This is a genomic window from Agromyces cerinus subsp. cerinus (genome assembly GCF_900142065.1).
In the GTDB taxonomy this organism is placed as follows: domain Bacteria; phylum Actinomycetota; class Actinomycetes; order Actinomycetales; family Microbacteriaceae; genus Agromyces; species Agromyces cerinus.
In genome coordinates, this window is the sequence record NZ_FSRJ01000003.1 from 182,892 (window position 1) to 199,063 (window position 16,172).

Annotated in this window: 15 protein-coding genes and 1 pseudogene; 9 read left to right on the forward strand and 7 right to left on the reverse strand. The window is 70.6% G+C overall.

Annotated elements, in window-relative coordinates:
* Positions 1-11 precede the first annotated feature (11 nt).
* The 4 genes from BUR99_RS11335 (at position 12) to BUR99_RS11350 (ending at position 3,597) form a co-directional block, all read left to right on the forward strand.
* The gene (locus BUR99_RS11335; RefSeq protein WP_074260495.1) at positions 12-1,433 is read left to right on the forward strand and encodes a cellulase family glycosylhydrolase; all 1,422 of its coding nucleotides are present in this window, start codon (positions 12-14) and stop codon (positions 1,431-1,433) included.
* 102 nt (positions 1,434-1,535) lie between these two features.
* Entirely contained in the window at positions 1,536-1,982 is a 447-nt protein-coding gene (locus tag BUR99_RS11340) for a DUF2871 domain-containing protein (protein ID WP_074260496.1), read from the forward strand.
* Positions 1,983-2,028: 46 nt separating this feature from the next.
* Entirely contained in the window at positions 2,029-2,946 is a 918-nt protein-coding gene (locus tag BUR99_RS11345; protein ID WP_200802718.1) for a DNA-3-methyladenine glycosylase family protein, read from the forward strand.
* Positions 2,947-3,084: 138 nt separating this feature from the next.
* Positions 3,085-3,597: a hypothetical protein gene (locus BUR99_RS11350; RefSeq protein ID WP_074260498.1), complete on the forward strand. Its 513-nt coding sequence runs from the start codon at positions 3,085-3,087 to the stop codon at positions 3,595-3,597.
* A 7-nt stretch (positions 3,598-3,604) separates the two neighbouring features.
* Here the strand turns inward: BUR99_RS11350 and BUR99_RS11355 are convergent, their stop codons facing one another.
* Positions 3,605-3,976: a winged helix-turn-helix transcriptional regulator gene (locus BUR99_RS11355; protein ID WP_074260499.1), complete on the reverse strand. Its 372-nt coding sequence runs from the start codon at positions 3,974-3,976 to the stop codon at positions 3,605-3,607.
* A 136-nt stretch (positions 3,977-4,112) separates the two neighbouring features.
* On the opposite strand from BUR99_RS11355, the gene BUR99_RS19650 reads away from it, so the two are divergent.
* Entirely contained in the window at positions 4,113-6,503 is a 2,391-nt protein-coding gene (locus BUR99_RS19650; protein WP_234980861.1) for an LLM class flavin-dependent oxidoreductase, read from the forward strand.
* A pseudogene (locus BUR99_RS11370) lies at positions 6,454-7,218 on the forward strand (NADPH-dependent F420 reductase); the annotation flags it as partial. The gene BUR99_RS19650 and the pseudogene BUR99_RS11370, both read left to right, overlap by 50 nt.
* A gap of 72 nt (positions 7,219-7,290) precedes the next feature.
* Here BUR99_RS11370 and BUR99_RS11375 read toward each other — a convergent pair.
* Together BUR99_RS11375 and BUR99_RS11380 are read right to left on the reverse strand one after the other, a co-directional pair.
* On the reverse strand, positions 7,291-7,635 hold the full coding sequence (locus tag BUR99_RS11375) for a cupin domain-containing protein (RefSeq protein WP_074260500.1): 345 nt from the start codon (positions 7,633-7,635) through the stop codon (positions 7,291-7,293).
* Positions 7,636-7,754: 119 nt separating this feature from the next.
* On the reverse strand, positions 7,755-8,642 hold the full coding sequence (locus BUR99_RS11380; RefSeq protein WP_074260501.1) for a carbohydrate kinase family protein: 888 nt from the start codon (positions 8,640-8,642) through the stop codon (positions 7,755-7,757).
* Between the two features lie 107 nt (positions 8,643-8,749).
* On the opposite strand from BUR99_RS11380, the gene BUR99_RS11385 reads away from it, so the two are divergent.
* From BUR99_RS11385 to BUR99_RS11395, 3 genes are all read left to right on the forward strand, one after another.
* Complete coding sequence (locus tag BUR99_RS11385; RefSeq protein WP_074260502.1) at positions 8,750-9,862, forward strand: phospholipase D-like domain-containing protein; 1,113 nt, start codon at positions 8,750-8,752, stop codon at positions 9,860-9,862.
* Positions 9,863-9,926: 64 nt separating this feature from the next.
* Positions 9,927-10,163 (forward strand): hypothetical protein, encoded by a 237-nt coding sequence (locus tag BUR99_RS11390; RefSeq protein ID WP_074260503.1) that lies wholly within the window; start codon positions 9,927-9,929, stop codon positions 10,161-10,163.
* A 51-nt stretch (positions 10,164-10,214) separates the two neighbouring features.
* Complete coding sequence (locus BUR99_RS11395; RefSeq protein WP_074260504.1) at positions 10,215-11,138, forward strand: N-acetylglucosamine kinase; 924 nt, start codon at positions 10,215-10,217, stop codon at positions 11,136-11,138.
* A gap of 54 nt (positions 11,139-11,192) precedes the next feature.
* Here the strand turns inward: BUR99_RS11395 and BUR99_RS11400 are convergent, their stop codons facing one another.
* The 4 genes from BUR99_RS11400 to BUR99_RS11415 all read right to left on the reverse strand — a co-directional run bounded on the left by BUR99_RS11400 (position 11,193) and on the right by BUR99_RS11415 (position 16,081).
* Positions 11,193-11,657 carry an SRPBCC family protein gene (locus tag BUR99_RS11400; RefSeq protein ID WP_074260505.1) on the reverse strand — a complete coding sequence of 155 codons (465 nt, stop codon included), beginning with the start codon at positions 11,655-11,657 and terminating at the stop codon, positions 11,193-11,195.
* Positions 11,654-12,004, reverse strand: a complete 351-nt coding sequence (locus tag BUR99_RS11405) for an ArsR/SmtB family transcription factor (RefSeq protein WP_056654864.1) — start codon at positions 12,002-12,004, stop codon at positions 11,654-11,656. The genes BUR99_RS11400 and BUR99_RS11405 overlap by 4 nt, the downstream gene beginning before the upstream one ends.
* A 140-nt stretch (positions 12,005-12,144) precedes the next feature.
* Positions 12,145-13,578: a pyridoxal phosphate-dependent decarboxylase family protein gene (locus BUR99_RS11410; RefSeq protein WP_074260506.1), complete on the reverse strand. Its 1,434-nt coding sequence runs from the start codon at positions 13,576-13,578 to the stop codon at positions 12,145-12,147.
* A 148-nt stretch (positions 13,579-13,726) separates the two neighbouring features.
* Positions 13,727-16,081: an arylsulfatase gene (locus BUR99_RS11415; RefSeq protein WP_074260993.1), complete on the reverse strand. Its 2,355-nt coding sequence runs from the start codon at positions 16,079-16,081 to the stop codon at positions 13,727-13,729.
* Positions 16,082-16,172: the final 91 nt, after the last annotated feature.

A 16,172-nucleotide genomic window follows, 5' to 3' on the forward strand; every position in this document is an offset into this window, starting at 1 on the left:
AGGAGGACCGGATGTTCGCCGCTCGAAGCACCGTCGCCGCAGGGCTGGGAGTACTGCTCGTGGTCGGTGGCGTGGCCGCGGCGATGCGCACTCCGGGGCCGGCGGCGGCCGATTCCTTCATCACCGACGGCGACGGCCGGGCGCTCGTGCAGCACGGCTTCTCGACGGCGAGCAGTTCGAAGAGCGTTCCCGACGGCATGCCCGACTTCACCGAGGACCAGCTCGTGCAGGAGCAGGCCGACATGGGCACGGACTTCGTGCGCTTCCTCATCTCGTGGCGCAAGGTCGAGCCGAGTCCCGGCGTCTACGACCAGGGCTACCTCGACGACGTCGAGGAGCGAGTGGGCTGGTACGAGGAGCGTGGCTACCACGTGATGCTCGACATGCATCAAGACCTCTGGGGTTCCGGCATCACCCCCGAGGGCGACAACGGCAACGGCGCGCCCGAGTGGGCGACCTACCTCGACGGCTTCCCGGTCGCCCACCACGACCAGTGGGAGCTCTACTACCTCGAGCCCGGGGTGATCCACGCGTTCGACAACTTCTGGAACACCACCGGCGAGCACCCCGAACTCACCGACCACTACGCCGGTGCCTGGCGTGCCGTCGCCGAGCGGTTCGCCGACAACGACGCCGTCGTGGCCTACGACCTCATGAACGAGCCGTACGGCGGCACCGTGCAGGGGCCCGCCTTCGAGTCGGGGCCGCTCACCGCGCTCTACCAGAAGACCGTCGACGCGATCCGCGAGGTCGACCAGGACACCTGGGCATGCCTCGAGCCCCAGGCCCTCGGATTCAACTGGGGGCTGCCGAGCGCGCTCGGCGCGGTCGACGACCCGCGCGAGGGCGATCCGCGCATCGCGTTCTGCCCGCACCTCTACCCCCTGCCGATGGATCTCGGCGACGGCTTCAGCGGAACCTCTCGCGACCTCGTCGAGTCGACGGTCGCCGCGTGGCGCTCGAACACCCTGCGCACGGCCGAGGCGCTCGGCGGCGTGCCGATCATCCTCGGCGAGTTCGGTCTCGACACCACACTGCCCGGAGCGCTCGACTACGTCGACCTCGTCTATTCGACGTCGGATGCCTCGGGCATCGGCATCGCGTACTGGTCGCGCGACCCCGGGCCATGGGGCCCGTACGAGGCCGACGGCACTCCGCGCAACCTCATCACCGTGCTCGACCGCCCGTACCCGCGCGCGATCGCCGGCGAGCTGCACACGTGGGATTCCGAGCCCGACTCGCTCGAGATCTCGGTCACGTCGGACCCCGACGCGACCGCGCCGAGCGAGGTGTACCTGCCGGCGGCGGGCTTCCCCGACGGCGGCGTCGTCGAGGGCGGTGAGGTCGTCTCGTGGGACCCCGAGCTCCGCATCCTCCGGTTCACGATCGACGGCGATGGCGGCGAGCAGACCGTCGTGGTGCGCCCGAGCTGACCCCGACCGGTTCAATCCTTCGTTGGATGCGGTGCAGCCCCCGAGAAGAGGAGTATCGAGGTGAGGCTCGACCACCTCGTCATCCTTCGAAGGGAATCGCCCATGCAGAAACTGTTCTACGCAGCATTCGCGTACATGATCCTCGGTGTCGCGTCAGGGCTGTTCTACCGCGAGTTCACGAAGGCCAACGACTTCCCCGAAGGACAGTTCACCCAGCTCGGCCTCGTGCACACGCACCTGCTGACGCTCGGCTTCATCGTGCTGCTCATCGTGCTCGTGATCGAGAAGGTCTTCGTGATCTCGAAGAGCCACCTCTTCGAGTGGTTCTTCTGGGTCTACAACGCGGGCGTGCTCGTGACCTCGGCGATGCTCACCTGGCACGGCTCGCTCACGGTCATGGGCGAGGAGTCGACGTCGGCCATCGCCGGCATCGCGGGCCTCGGCCACATCGCACTCACCGCCGGCATGGTGCTGCTCTTCCTGGCGCTCCGCAGCCGCATCGTGGCGCCGAAGGACGCACCGTCGGTCGTGGAGGCTCCCACCGCGTAGCCCGAGCGGCCGCGTGGCTGTCAGCTGCGTGCGTCACACTGGAGCCGTGATCGCCGACCATGCCCTCAGCTGGCGGCCGCGGCATCCGACCGACCTGCGGCAGACGCTCGGCGCGCTGCGGCGCGGCGGCGGCGACCCGGCGTTCACGTTCGACGCGAGCGGTGCGGTGTGGCGCACGACGCGCACCGTCGAGGGCGACGCGACCCTGCGGTTGACCCAGCCCGATGCCGACGCGCTGCGCTGCGAGGCATGGGGCCCCGGCGCAGGCGCGGCGGTCGCGCAGGCGCCCGAGCTGCTCGGCGAAGCCGACGACCCGTCGGGGTTCGAGCCCCGGCTCCCGGTGCTCGCCGACGCCCACCGTCGCAACCCCGGCCTCCGCATCCCGTGCACGGCGCAGGTCTTCGAGGCCCTCGCCGCGACGATCCTCGAGCAGAAGGTCATCACGCTGCAGGCCCATGATTCGTGGCGTCGGCTGCTGACCCGATTCGGCAGTCCGGCCCCCGGCCCCACGCCCCGGCCGATGCGGGTCGTGCCGTCGCCCGAGGCGTGGCGCATGATCCCGAGCTGGGAGTGGCACCGCGCCGGCGTCGACCCCAAGCGGGCGCGCACCCTGCAGAACGCCGCGGGCTACGCCGACCGGCTCGAGGCCGTCGTCGCGATGAGCCCCGCGGATGCCGCGGCTCGGCTCACCCTCATGCCCGGCGTCGGCCCGTGGACCGTGGCCGAGGTGGCCCAGCGCGCGCTCGGCGACGCCGACGCCCTCTCGGTCGGCGACTACCACCTCTCGAACTACGTCGGCCACGCGCTCGCGGGGCGCGACATGACCGACGACGAGATGCTGGAGACCCTCGAGCCGTGGCGCGGCCACCGCTACCGGGTGGTGCGACTGCTCGGTGCCGCAGGGGTGCCGGGGCGGCCGCGTCGCGGGCCGCGCATGGCCTTCGTCGACCATCGGGCGATCTGACCGAGCGATTCGCGAGCGATTCGTGAGCGATCCGTCTCCGGGTGGATGTTCCCCAGACGCATAGGACACGCATAGGCTCAGCAATTACCGTGCCCTGAGGCCGAACCGGCTTCTCCCGATTACGAAGGACGTCACACCGTGAATACAACCGCCAGCTCCAAGGTCAACGTGCCGCTGATCCTGCTCTGGGTCGCGGCAGTGGCGCTGATCGGCGGGGGCTACTGGCTCCTGAACTCCTCGACCGCGGCCCAGGTCGCGTTCTACACCTCGGGCTCGCAGGACGTCGCCGGCCTGCTCGGCGCGCAGTCGAACACGACGATCGCCGGCCTGCTGCTCGCTGTCGGCGCACTCGCCGTGATCATCGCCCTCGCGGTGCACGCGCTCGCGCACGTGAGCGCCCGCTCCGCATCGGCCGAGGTCGCAGCGGCGTTCGCCGCCGAGGACGCCGCCTTCGAGGCCGAGGTCGCCCGTGCCGACGCCGAGGCCGACGCTGAGATCGCACGCGCCGAGGCCGAGGCGGACTCCGCTGTGGCACCGATCGCCGAGGCGCCCGCCGTCGTCGAAGAGGTCGTCGTCGAAGAGGTCGTCGTCGAGGAGATCGTCGCCGACGAGGCACCCGCCGCGGCGGACAAGGCCGCCGACCAGAAGTAACCCGCCCTCAGCCGGCCGAGCGCTCCGTCTCGGTCGGCCGAGCGCGACCCCACTCGACGAGCGGCTGCAGCAGCTCGATCAGCTGGAGTCCGGCAGCGCTCGGCGTATAGGTGATCGTGACCGGCGTCGTCGCCCGCACGTGCCGTTCGAGGATGCCTTCGCCTTCGAGCTCCTTCAGGCGCGCGGCGAGCAGCCGGTCGGAGATGCCCACGACGGCGTCGCGGTACTCCGAGAACCGGCGGGCCCCGCGCACGCCCGCGAGCAGGATCGCCGCGTTCCACTTGCGGCCCGCGAACTCGACGGTGCTCTGGAAGCGCCGGCACTCCGCCTCGTCGATGTGGCCGAGGTCGTGCAGGCGCGCACGATGCTCATCGAGCATCGCGACGGGCGCGTCGTCCGTACTTTCACTTACCATAGGTAAGTAGCTTACTCTCGGAATGCGCCGGTGTCATCCGTGGTTCAGGATGGGGGGAGTGGCGCAGGATGCACTCGCGCCCAAGATCGATCGGAGCACGATGCACTACGGCCACGAACTGCAGTTCGGCACGTTCATCACGCCGAAGAACGACCCGCCGCAGTTCGCCGTGCGACTCGCCGAACTCAGCGAGGCATCCGGCTACGACCTCGTCACGTTCCAGGACCACCCGTATCAGCCGGCATTCCACGACACGCAGACCCTGCTCACCTGGGTCGCCGCTCGCACCGAGCGCATCCACCTCGCCGCCAACGTCACGAACCTGCCGCTGCGACCCCCGGCCGTGCTGGCCCGAGCGGCCGCGAGCCTCGACCTGCTCTCGGGCGGGCGCTTCGAGCTGGGCCTCGGGGCCGGCGGCTTCTGGGACGCCATCGAGGCGATGGGCGGCCGCAAGCTCACTCCCGGGCAGGCGGTCGACGCGCTCTCCGAGGGGATCGACGTGATCCGCGGCATCTGGGACCAGGGCGAGCGAGCCAGGTTCCAGATCGACGGCACGTACTACCGGGTCGACGGCGCGAAGCGCGGGCCGGCGCCCGCCCACAACATCCCGATCATCATCGGTGCCCTGAAGCCGCGCATGCTGCGGCTCATCGGCCGCAAGGGCGACGGCTGGCTGCCCTCGCTCGGGTACATGCAGCCCGGCGACTACGCCGCGGGCAACGCCCGCATCGACGAGGCCGCGATCGCGGCCGGCCGCGACCCCCGCGAGATCCGGCGCATGGTCAACATCGGCGGCCGCTTCGGCGGGGGCGGCGGCGGATTCCTCAACGGGCCCGCCGCCCAGTGGGTCGAGCAGTTGCTGCCCTACGTCGTCGACGACGGGGTGGGCACCTTCATCCTCGCGAGCGACGACCCCGGCACGATCGCGCACTTCGCCGAGGAGGTCGCGCCCGCCCTTCGCGAGGCGACAGCACGCGAGCTGCGAACGGCGGATGCCGCGGCATCCGTCGACTCGATCGCGCTGTCGGGCGGGGGCCCTTCGACAGGCTCAGGGAACACGACAGGCTCAGGGAACACGACAGGCTCAGGGAACACGACAGGCTCAGGGAACACGACGGGCTCAGGGAGCCGAGACGTGCGCAACTCGACGGTGCGCGCGAAGCGGCGCGACGGCATCGACTACGACGCGGTCCCGGCCTCTCTCGCCGCCGACGCGATCGAGCCCGGCGACGCCGGCTACGTACGGGTGAAGTCGACGTACATGCGCGGCGGAGCGCCCGGCCTCGTGCTGCGGCCCGCCGATGCCGGTCAGGTCGCCGAGGCGGTCGACTTCGCGCGGGCGAACCCCGACGTGCCGCTCGGCGTGCGCAGCGGCGGTCACGGCATCAGCGGCCGCTCGACGAACGACGGCGGCATCGTCATCGACCTCTCGCGGTTGAACGCGATGGAGGTGCTCGACGAGGCGAGCCGGCTCGTGCGCGTCGAGGCGGGAGCGCGCTGGCAGGACGTCGCGGCCTTCCTCGCGCCGCACGGCTGGGCGCTCTCCTCGGGCGACTACGGCGGTGTCGGCGTCGGCGGACTCGCGACGGCGGGCGGCATCGGCTGGCTCGTGCGCGAGCACGGGCTCACGATCGACCACGTGCGCGCCGTGGAGATGGTGCTGGCCGACGGCTCCATCGTGCGAGCGGATGCCACGCAGCATCCCGATCTCTTCTGGGCCGTTCGCGGCGCCGGGGCGAACATGGGGATCGTCACGGCGTTCGAGTTCGAGGTCGACGAGGTCGGCGCGCTCGGGTTCGCACAGCTCGCCTTCGATGCGAGCGACACGGCCGGGTTCCTGCAGGCCTGGGGCGATTGGGTCGTCGACTCGCCGCGCGACGTCACGAGCTTCCTGATCATGGGCGGCGCCCGCCCGGGTGAGCCGCCCGTCGCGCAGGTGATGGCGGTGATCGACTCCGATGACCCCGACACCGTCATCGCGAGGTTGCAGCCCCTCGCCGAGGTCGCGCCGCTCATCGGCCAGGACGTGCGACTCACGACCTACGAGTCGATCATGGCGAACGCCGCCGACGGCAGCCACGGCGCCGAGGGCGAGCCGACCGCGCGCACCGGCCTGATCGGTCGCATCACGCCGGAGTTCGCGGCCGATGCCGCGCAGTTCATCGCGAGCGGGGCGACCTACTTCTTCCAGTTGCGTGCGGTGGGCGGCGCCGTGCACGACGTGCCCGCCGATGCGACGGCATTCGCCCACCGCTCGGCCGAGTTCTCGGTCGTCGCCTTCGGCTCGAACCGGCACCGGACGAGCGAACGCTGGAACGAGCTCATGGCGCCGCATTTCTCGGGCTCGTACGTGAGCTTCGAGACCGAGCAGGGCCCCGAGCTCGTGGCGGCGGCCTACCCGCCGGCGACCCTCGAACGGCTGCGAGCGATCAAGGGCGAGGTCGACCCGGGCAACGTGTTCCGCGACAACACGAACATCGCGCCCGCGTGACGCGGTTCGTCATCTGCGGAATCAAACCGCGGTGCACGCGTTGCATCCGATCATGACGAACATCGCACCCACGCACATCGGAATCATCGGCGCCGGCAACATCGGCGGCACACTCGCTCGAGCGCTCGTCGGGCTCGGCCACCGAGTGACCATCGCGAACTCGCGCGGCCCCGAGACGCTCGCCGAACTCGTCGCCGAGCTCGGCCCGAACGCGACGGCGGGCACCCCGACCGAGGCCGCCGAGGCGGGGGAGTTCGTCATCGTGACGGTGCCGCTGAAGGCGTACCGCGACATCCCGGCCCCGCCGCTCGCCGGCAAGATCGTGATCGACACGAACAACTACTACTGGGAGCGCGACGGCCGCATCGCCGAGCTCGACTCGGGTGCGGCGACGGTCTCGGGGCTCCTGCAGGCGCACCTGCCCGAGTCGAAGGTCGTGAAGGGCTTCAACAACATCGCCGCCGCCGCGATCCTGACCGATGGAACTCCGGCCGGAACGCCCGGTCGCCGTGCGCTCTCGACCGCGAGCGACTTCGATGACGCCGCGGAGCTGGTGACCGCGCTCTTCGACGACCTCGGGTTCGACTCGGTGGTCTTCGGCCCGCTCGCCGAGAGCTGGCGCGCCGAGCGCGACCAGCCGGCGTACGTCACGCCGCAGAACCGCGAGGAGCTCGTGGCGAACCTGGCGCGCGCGGAGCGGCTGCTCGCGGCGTGATCACGCGGCGATGAAGGTTTCGGCAGGCTCGACCCGCACACCTCGCTCCGCGGGTCGAGCCTGTCGAGACCGCTACTCGAGCCACTCGGTGATGAAGGTCGGGCTCGCGTGGATGTGCGTCGAGATCATGGCCTCGGGTCCGAGGATCACGAACTTGTGCGGCGTCTGCGCCGGCACGACGAGCACCTGGCCGCCGACCGCCTCGAGCTGCTCGTCGCCGACCGTGAACAGGGCGCGCCCGTGCCGGATGACGAACGTCTCGGAATAGGGATGGCGGTGCAGCCGCGGCCCTGAGCCGACCTTCGAGCTGTACGTGAGGATGAGCGACACGTCGGAACCGATCGACACACCCTCGATCGACTCGTGCCAGTAGACGTCGTCTTCGGCGACGCCGCTGCGCTGGTGCATCAGGACCATGGTGTGCTCCTCGCTTTCGCAGGGCACACGGTACACCCGGCGACGTGCGGCCGCATGGGCGTGTGGTCCGCGGCCGTAGTCAGCGCACGCCGTCGAGCGTCAGAGCACCTCGTCGAGCGTCAGAGCACCCTCTCGAGCACGGGGTGCAGGTGCCGCGTCGTCAGCACGGTTGCGGCATGCCGGGAGCCGGCCGCGAGCGCATCCACGAGCGAAGCCCCGCCGAGGTGCGCGTCGAGCACCCCGGCCATGAACGCGTCGCCGGCGCCGTTGGTGTCGAGCACCTCGACGGGCACGGCGGCGACCTCGGTCACCGACATCCGCTCGCCGTCGCCGGCGCCCGAACCGCCGCCGCGCGAGACCGCGATCGCGCCCTGCGCTCCGAGCGTGCAGACGACGACGGATGCCCCGCCGCGCACGCACGCCTCCATGAAGGGGAGCGGATCGACGCCGATCCGGTCGGCGTTCATGAAGATCCAGTCGGCGGCCTCGATGAACGGGCGGTGGAAGTCGGCGCTGCCGTCGTAGTCGTGGATATCGGTCCAGATCGGCCGGCCGGTCGCTCGCGCCGCGCCGATGAGCCCGCGCGAACGTTCCGAGAGGTCGAGCACGATCGCCGGGGCATCCGCCATCGCCTGTGTCAGGTCGGGCGACGGCGGCGTGCCCGGATCGGCCGGCGCGCTGAGGTAGAGCGAGACGCGCTCGCCCTGTCGCGTCATGAGGTTCAGGTGGCTCTCGGTGCGTGCGGCGGCGAGGCTCGCGAGCGCGACTCCGGATGCCTCGAGCGCGCCCTGCACGCGGCGCCCCTCGTCGTCGTCGCCGAGCAGGGTGTGCAGCAGCACGGGCCGGCCGAGGCCGGCGAGTCCGAGCGCCTTGCCGGCAGAGGTGCCGCCGATCGTCTCGTAGTCGTCGAGCGCGAACTGCATGTGGGGCACAGGCTCGGGCAGGTGGTCGAGGTAGACGATGCGGTTCCAGGCGGCGGGGCCCGAGATGACGATGGGTGCGCTCATGGTTGGCCAGCGTAGCGGCGACGCTTCGAGTTCCGGGCGGGCACTGATGTCGCGCCGTGTCGCGAGGTCGACGCTCAAATGAGGATCACTCACGAGAGGAGCGCGCCATGTCGGTCAGCATCGGGGGAGTGGAGCTCTACATGGGGCCGACCGCGGTCGGCGGCCCCGACGATCTCGACCAGGCGATCCGCGACTTCATCGACGGTGCGCAGCACAGCCTCGCCATCGCCGTGCAGGAGATCGACTCGCGACCGATCGCCAAGGCGATCCTCGCAGCGAAGCTTCGCGGGGTGCGCGTGCGCGTCATCCTCGAGGGCGACTACCTCACCGAGGAGAAGGCGCTCGAGGACCCGTGGGGCGTCACCGGCGCGCACGAGGAGAACCGCGTGATCCAGGGCGCCCTGCTGAAGGCCCGCGTCGACGTGATCAGCGACCTGAACCCGAAGATCTTCCACCAGAAGTTCATCGTGCGCGACTCGGGCAAGCCGACTGCCGCGGTGCTCACGGGCTCGACCAACTTCACCCTCACCGACACGGGGAAGAACGAGGAGGTCGGCATCGGGGCGGGTCAGAACCTCAACCACGTCGTCGTGCTGACCGGCCAGCGCGCGGCCACCGAATACCTGCGCGAGTTCGAGCGCATGCGCTCGGGCACGTTCGGCGACCTGCACGAGCGCGTCGAGCCGAAGCCCAAGGAGTTCGACCTGCCCGAGGTTCGGGTCAAGCCCCTCTTCGCTCCGCGCCACGGCCCCGAGATGGAGATCATGAAGCAGATGCTGAAGGCGAAGGACTCGATCGACTTCGCGATGTTCACGTTCGCCCAGTCATCCGGCATCGACGACACCATGATCCGCCTGCGCCCGCTCGTCCCGCGCATCCGCGGCGTGCTCGATCGCGACCAAGGCGCCGCGAAGTGGGCGGCCACGAGCGGCCTCGGGCACGGCGACGTCGAGCTCTTCGCCAACCGCCGCAACACGGGCGTGCGCAAGCTCCACCACAAGCTCATGGTCATCGACGAGCGGCTCATCATCGTCGGCAGCTTCAACTACACGGCGCCCGCCAACACCCTGAACGACGAGAACATCATCGTGATCGGCGACCTCGAGGAGGAGCCCGGCAGTGCAGCGGATGTCGCGCAGCGCGCGCTCGCCCGCTACGCGCTCACCGAGATCGACCGCATCATCGACGACCTCTCGGCGCCGGTGCCGGTCTCGCCGTAGGGCGAGTTCTCCACAGATCCGCATCGGCCGCAGATGGGCCGGGACCGGCCGCTACGGTCGAGGGATGTACGACGTCATGAGCTACAGCATGTCCTGGTTGTACCCGCTCGTCTGGGTGCTCTTCGCGCTCGCGTTGCTCACGGCGCTCGTCTGCCTCATCGTGCTGCTGCTCGCCGCCGCGAGGGCACTGAGTGCCAACGCTCGCTGGCGCACGGTGCAGACCGAGCTGTTGCTCGCCGAGGCATCCGCGGGACCCGACCCGATGGCCGCCGAACCTCCGGCAGTCGTCCAGCCGTCGTAGGCGCGGAGTCCGCAGCATCTGCGACGCCGCCCAACTGGTAGCGTCGCAGCCGTGAATTCGACGAGCACTCTCGCGATCGACGCCGGCCAGTCGGGCATCAAGGTCAGGCACACGGATGCCTCGGGCTCCGGTGAATGGTCGACCCCCGGCATCCGCACCGACCTGCCGCTGCTGCCGCAGCTGGCACGCATCATCGAGCAGGCGCACGAGGGCGGCCGCACGGCTGAACGCATCGGCCTGGGCGTCTCGGGGCTGACCGACGACGAGGTCGACGCCGGCTACCTGCTCGCTGCCGCTACGCCGATCGGTGCGCGCAGCGTGCACCTCGCCCACGACTCCATCACCGCCTACCTCGGTGCGCTCGGCGACGAACGCGGCGTCGTCGTCGCCGCGGGCACGGGCGGGGTCACGCTCGCCGTCGGCGCCACCGACATCGCGCGGGTCGACGGCTGGGGCTACATCATGGGCGACGCAGGCAGCGGCTATTGGCTCGGCCGGGCCGGGCTCGAAGCGGTCATGCGCGCCCACGACGGACGGGGGCCCGCGACCGCCCTGACGGACGTCGTGCGCGCCGACTTCCCCGACCTCGAGGCCGCCTACATCGAGCTGCAGGGCGACCTCGGGCGGGTGCAGCGCATCGCGTCCTACGCACGGGCGGTCGCCGATGCCGCCGCCGCCGGCGACGCGGTCGCCGAGGCGATCGCGACCGCGGGGGCGCGTGAACTCGCGATCTCCGCCATCGCAGGGCTGCGGCGCGTGGGTGAGTCGGGTGTCGCCGATTCGCACGTGCGCGGCGTCGGCGGACTGTTCCTCGGCGAGGTGCTCGGGCGCGAGTTCGTCGCTGCGATCCGCGCCGAGATCCCCGGAGCCGACATCCGGCTCGGCGAGGCGCACCCGCTCGACGGCGCCGCGGCGCTGGCCGACGTCGCGCCGACGAGCGCGCTCGCGGCGCACATCGCGGTCGCGCGCATCTGAGACGCGACGCAACGGGCGTCCGCGGTGCACCCGCAGACGCCCGCCGTCCGTGCGTCAGCTGCGGGTGAGGTACGCCTCGATGCGATCGAACGCGCCGTTCCAGGCCTGGATCTGGAAGAAGTCGCGCAGCTCGGGGGTCGGGAAGCCGGTCTGCTCGACGGTCACGAGCGTGCCGCCGTCATTGGCTTCGAACGTGACCACGACGTGCGTCGTCATGCTGGTGCCGTCGGGTTCGCTGCCGGTCGACTCGGTGACGAGTCGGTGCGGGCGATCGATCTCGAGGTAGGTCTGGACCTCGCGGAACAGGGTCTCCCGATTCGGACCCCACACCGCGGTCTGCGTGCCGCCGACCCTCAGGTCGACCTCGATCTCGACGATGCCCGGTTCCTCGTCGAGGATCGAGAACCAGATCTTCTGCTTCTCTGCATCCGTGTAGGCGTCGAAGACCTGTTCCGGCGTCGCCGGCAGCTGGCGTTGGAGCCGGAGGCCGATCGTCTCGTTCGTTTCCGTGTCGCTCATGATTCCGTTCCTTTCGCGAGGGTGAAGTAGGCGTCGAGGCCGTCGAGGCGGCGAGCCCAGAGCCGTTGATAGAAGGTGATCCATGCCATGGCGTCATCCAGTCGTTCGGTGCCGAGGGTGACCTGTCGCACGCGCCCGACCTTCTCGGTCGCGACGAGCCCCGCGGCCTCGAGCACGTCGACGTGCTTGCGGATGCCGGTGAGGGTCATGCCGCTCGGTTCGGCGAGCTCGGTGATCGTGGCGGGGCCGGCACCGAGCCTGGTGAGGATGCCGCGCCGGGTCTCATCGGCGAGGGCGCCGAAGGCCCGGTCGAGCATCGACGGATCGAGTGCAGTTTGCTGAACCATGTGGTTCAGTGTAGAACACTGAACCGAAAAGTTCAATAACCGCATCGGCTGGCCGGGCGGGCGAGCGCGGCGCGGGTCTCGGGACCGGTTCGGGGTCTCGAGAGGGCGCCGGCGCCGCTCCGGCGCCGGTCGGGCCCGGCTCAGGCCATCGTGTCGAGGATCGCGACGAGGTGCTCGAACGTCGTGTTCGGGTTGACGATCGCGAAGCGCGTGTTGGGCCGGCCCGCGTGCGAGCTCGGCGTCACGAACGCCCGCTGCTCGTCGAGCAGTCTCGCCGACCACGCGTCGTAGTCGGCCTTCGTCCAGCCGTCGCGCTCGAACACGACGACCGAGAGCTGCGGCGACCGCACGAGGCTGAGCCCATCGCGGCCCTCGATCTCGTCGGCGATCTGCTGCGCGAGGGCGATCGAGCTCGAGATCGCCTCGCGGTACGCGGTGCCGCCGTAGGTCGCGAGCGAGAACCAGAGCGGCAGGCCGCGCGCACGGCGCGTGAGGTGCGCGGCGTAGTCCGACGGGCTCCAGTCGCCGCCCTCGGTGAGGGTGTCGAGGTACTCGGCGTGCTGGGTGTGCGCGCGGCGGCCCTGCTCGGGGTCGCGGTAGATGAGCGCGCACGCGTCGAAGGGGGCGAAGAGCCACTTGTGCGGGTCGACGATCACCGAGTCGGCGTGCTCGACGCCCGAGAAGCGGTGCCGCGCGAGGGGCGAGAGCATGCCGGCGAGGCCGTAGGCGCCGTCGACGTGGAACCAGAAGTCGAAGTCGCGCTTCAGCTCGGCGATCGAGGCGAGGTCGTCGACGATGCCGAAGTTCGTCGAGCCTGCGGTCGCGACCACGGCGAAGACGGATGCCCCGTGCTCCTCGAGTGCCGCACGCACGTCGTCGCCCCGCAGCATGCCGTCGCCGGCAGGGGTCACGGGCACGACGTCGACGTCCATGACGCGGGCGGCCGAGGCGATCGAGGAGTGCGCCTCGGCGCTGCACACGATCTTCCAGCGACCGCCGGGGGGCGCGGGCACCGCGGCATCCGCTGCGCCGTCGCTCAGCCGGTGACGCGCGTGCTCGCGCGCGGCGACGAGGGCCGAGAGGTTGCCGAGCGTGCCGCCCTGCACGAAGACGCCGCCCGAGCCGGCGGGGAGGCCGAACTCGCGGCCGAGCCACGAGAGCACCTCGTTCTCGGCGTACACCGCGCCGGCGCCCTCGAGCCAGGAACCGCCATAGAGGGCGCTCGCCGAGACCACGAGGTCGAACGCCGTGGCGGCCTTCGTCGGCGCCGTCGGGATGAAGGAGAGGTACTGCGGGTGGTCGGTCGTGATGCAGGCCGGGGCGAGCACGTGCTCGAAGAGGGCGAGCGCGCGGGCCGCCCCGATGCCCTGCTCGTCGATCGTGCGACCGGCGAGGCGGCGCAGCTCGGCCTCGGTGACCGGCTTGTCGAGCGGGGTGTCGTCGCTCAGGATGCGCCGGCGCGAGTACGCGAGCACGAGGTCGACGAGGTGGCTGGTCTCGTCGGAGGTCGAGTGCATGCGGGTCGCGGGGTCGCGCGGCTCGTTCGCATCGAGGTCGAGTTCAGTGCGGTGCATCCGGAGGTTCCCTTTCGGCTCGGCCGAGCCGGAAGCCGGCGGGCCACGGGAAAGCATCACATACCTCGGCGGAACCGCAAAAAAGCCTCACGATTCCTGCGTCGCGCGCCGCTTCCGTGCAGGAAGCGGCGCACGAACGCAACGGATGCTACTGGTGACGCAACGCCGCCTGCAGGTGCTCCTCGGGGTCGACGAGGTGGTTGTGGTCGTCGACGCCGAGCGCGACCTCGGCCCAGTGCAGCACGCCGCTGAACGCGCCGCCCCACTTCTTGTAGCCCTCGTAGGCGGGCATGCCGGTGTCGCAGCCCGTGTCGAGCCCCTCGTCGAACGAGAAGTAGAGCGCGTGCGTGTGCTCGACGCGGCCGGTGCCGACCGCCTTGCCGTCGATGAAGAGCGTGACGTCGCCGCCCTTGCCGATGCCGCCGCCGTCGTAGGCGAACTCGACGCGCACCTGGTGCTCGCCCGCGCCGACTGGGACATCCGACAGGGTGGTCGAGCGCTGCAGGCCGCAGTAGTTGTAATGGAAGCCGACCTTGCCGTCTTCGGCGAAGAACGACCAGCCGCCGGTGCGGCCGCCCTGAGCGACGATCGCGCCCTCGAGCGCGCCGTCGTCGGGCACGACCACCTCTGCGGTCACCGAGAACGAGCGGTTCTTCACGTTGATCGCGACGTTCTCGCCGAGGCGCACCATGCCCGGGTAGAGCCGCAGACGGTCGCCCTTCACGAGCGTCGGCCGGCCGGCGATCTCGGGGTTCATGCGCTCGGCCGCGCGGTCGTCCATCGGGAACACGTTGTGTCGCGCCGCCTCGATGAGGAACAGCCGCTGCAGCTCGGCGAGCTTCTCGGGCTGCTCGTCGGCGAGGTTCTTCGCCTGCGTCCAGTCGGTGGTCGTGTCGTAGAGCTCCCACACGTCGAGCGAGAAGTCGGGGGCCTTCGACACGACGTCCCACGGGGTGCGGTGCTTCGTGACCGCGGTCCAGCCGCGGTGGTAGATGCCGCGGTTGCCCATGAGTTCGAAGTACTGCGTCGTGTGGCGTTCGTCGGCGGTTGCGTCGTCGAAGCTGTACGCCATCGAGACGCCGTGCATCGGCTCCTGCGTGACGCCGTTGAACGTGTGCGGCTCGGCGAGACCCGCCACGTCGAGCACGGTCGGCGCGAGGTCGATGACGTGGTGCCACTGCTGGCGCACCTCGCCCTTGGCGGCGATGCGGCTCGGCCAGTGCACGATCGTGCCGTTGCGGGTGCCGCCGTAGTGGGAGGCGACCTGCTTGGTCCACTGGTACGGGGTGCACATCGCGTGCGCCCAGGCGACCGAGTAGTGGTTGTACGCCTCGGGGCCGCCGACCTTGTCGAGGTGCTCCTTCCAGAACTCGACCGTCTCGAACTGGCCGCCGCCGTTGGAGGCGGTGGTCAGCATGTAGGCGCCGTTGATGCCGCCCTCGGCCGAGGCGCCGTTGTCGCCGATGATGTAGTAGATCAGCGTGTCCTCGAGGATGTCGAGCTCCTCGAGCGCATCGATGACGCGACCGGTGTGGTGGTCGGCGTACTCGAGGAAGGCCGCGTAGACCTCCATCTGGCGGGCCAGCACGGGCTTCTGCTCGTCGGGCACGTCGTCCCACGCGGGCAGGCCCTCCGGCCGGGCGGTCAGCTCGGAGTCGGCGGCGATGACGCCGAGCTCCTTCTGCCGCGCGAAGGTCTGCTCCCGCTGCGCATCCCAGCCGAGGTCGAACTTCCCCTCGTACTTGGCGATCCAGTCCTTCGGCACGTGGTGCGGTGCGTGCGTCGCGCCCGGCGCGAAGTACACGAAGAAGGGCTTGTCGGGCGTCAGGCTCTTCTGCTGGCGCACGTAGTCGATCGCCTTGTCGGCGAGGTCGGGCATCAGGTGGTAGTCGGGATCGGTGGGCGGCTCGATCGTCGTGAGGCCGTCGATGAGCGCCGGCGTGTACTGGTTCGTCTCGCCGCCGATGAAGCCGTAGAAGCGCTCGAAACCGCTCTGCGCGGGCCAGTGGTCGAACGGGCCGGTCGGGCCAGACTCCCACACGGGCACCTCGTGGCACTTGCCGAACTGCGCGGTGTTGTAGCCGCTCTGGCGGAGGATCTCGGGCAGCGGCACCGCGGTGTTCGGGCGCGTCGAGCGGTAGCCGGGCGCGGGCGTCGCGGTCTCGGTGATGTGGCCCATGCCGACGGCGTGGTGGTTGCGGCCCGAGAGCAGCGCGGCCCGGGTCGGCGAGCAGAGCGCCGTGGTGTGGAACCGCGAGTAGCGCAGGCCCTCGCCGGCGAGGCGCTCTGCGGTGGGCGTGTGGATGGGGCCGCCGAAGGCGCTGGACGCCCCGAAGCCGACGTCGTCGAGCAGGATCACGAGCACGTTCGGCGCCTGGGCCGGCGGCCTCGCCGGCTCGATGGGCGGGAACTTCTCGTCGAGCTTCTTCGCGTCGTACGCGACCGGCCCTTGGTACGGGCGGTCGGGCACGGGAAGCACGGATCCCGGTCGGACGTCGTTCATGTGTTCCCCCTCATGCGCGGCGTCCTTCACCGCGCCCCTCGATCATCGCAGCGTGAGAGGGGCTCCGACCGGCTCGAGGCAGCGCGTCGCG

Coding starts and splice junctions, on each gene's coding strand:
- BUR99_RS11335 (WP_074260495.1), top strand. CDS start 12: ATGTTCGCCGCTCGAAGCACCGTCGCCGCAGGGCTGGGAGTACTGCTC.
- BUR99_RS11340 (WP_074260496.1), top strand. CDS start 1,536: ATGCAGAAACTGTTCTACGCAGCATTCGCGTACATGATCCTCGGTGTC.
- BUR99_RS11355 (WP_074260499.1), bottom strand. CDS start 3,976: ATGCTCGATGAGCATCGTGCGCGCCTGCACGACCTCGGCCACATCGAC.
- BUR99_RS19650 (WP_234980861.1), top strand. CDS start 4,113: ATGCACTACGGCCACGAACTGCAGTTCGGCACGTTCATCACGCCGAAG.
- BUR99_RS11375 (WP_074260500.1), bottom strand. CDS start 7,635: ATGGTCCTGATGCACCAGCGCAGCGGCGTCGCCGAAGACGACGTCTAC.
- BUR99_RS11380 (WP_074260501.1), bottom strand. CDS start 8,642: ATGAGCGCACCCATCGTCATCTCGGGCCCCGCCGCCTGGAACCGCATC.
- BUR99_RS11385 (WP_074260502.1), top strand. CDS start 8,750: ATGTCGGTCAGCATCGGGGGAGTGGAGCTCTACATGGGGCCGACCGCG.
- BUR99_RS11390 (WP_074260503.1), top strand. CDS start 9,927: ATGTACGACGTCATGAGCTACAGCATGTCCTGGTTGTACCCGCTCGTC.
- BUR99_RS11400 (WP_074260505.1), bottom strand. CDS start 11,657: ATGAGCGACACGGAAACGAACGAGACGATCGGCCTCCGGCTCCAACGC.
- BUR99_RS11405 (WP_056654864.1), bottom strand. CDS start 12,004: ATGGTTCAGCAAACTGCACTCGATCCGTCGATGCTCGACCGGGCCTTC.
- BUR99_RS11410 (WP_074260506.1), bottom strand. CDS start 13,578: ATGCACCGCACTGAACTCGACCTCGATGCGAACGAGCCGCGCGACCCC.
- BUR99_RS11415 (WP_074260993.1), bottom strand. CDS start 16,081: ATGAACGACGTCCGACCGGGATCCGTGCTTCCCGTGCCCGACCGCCCG.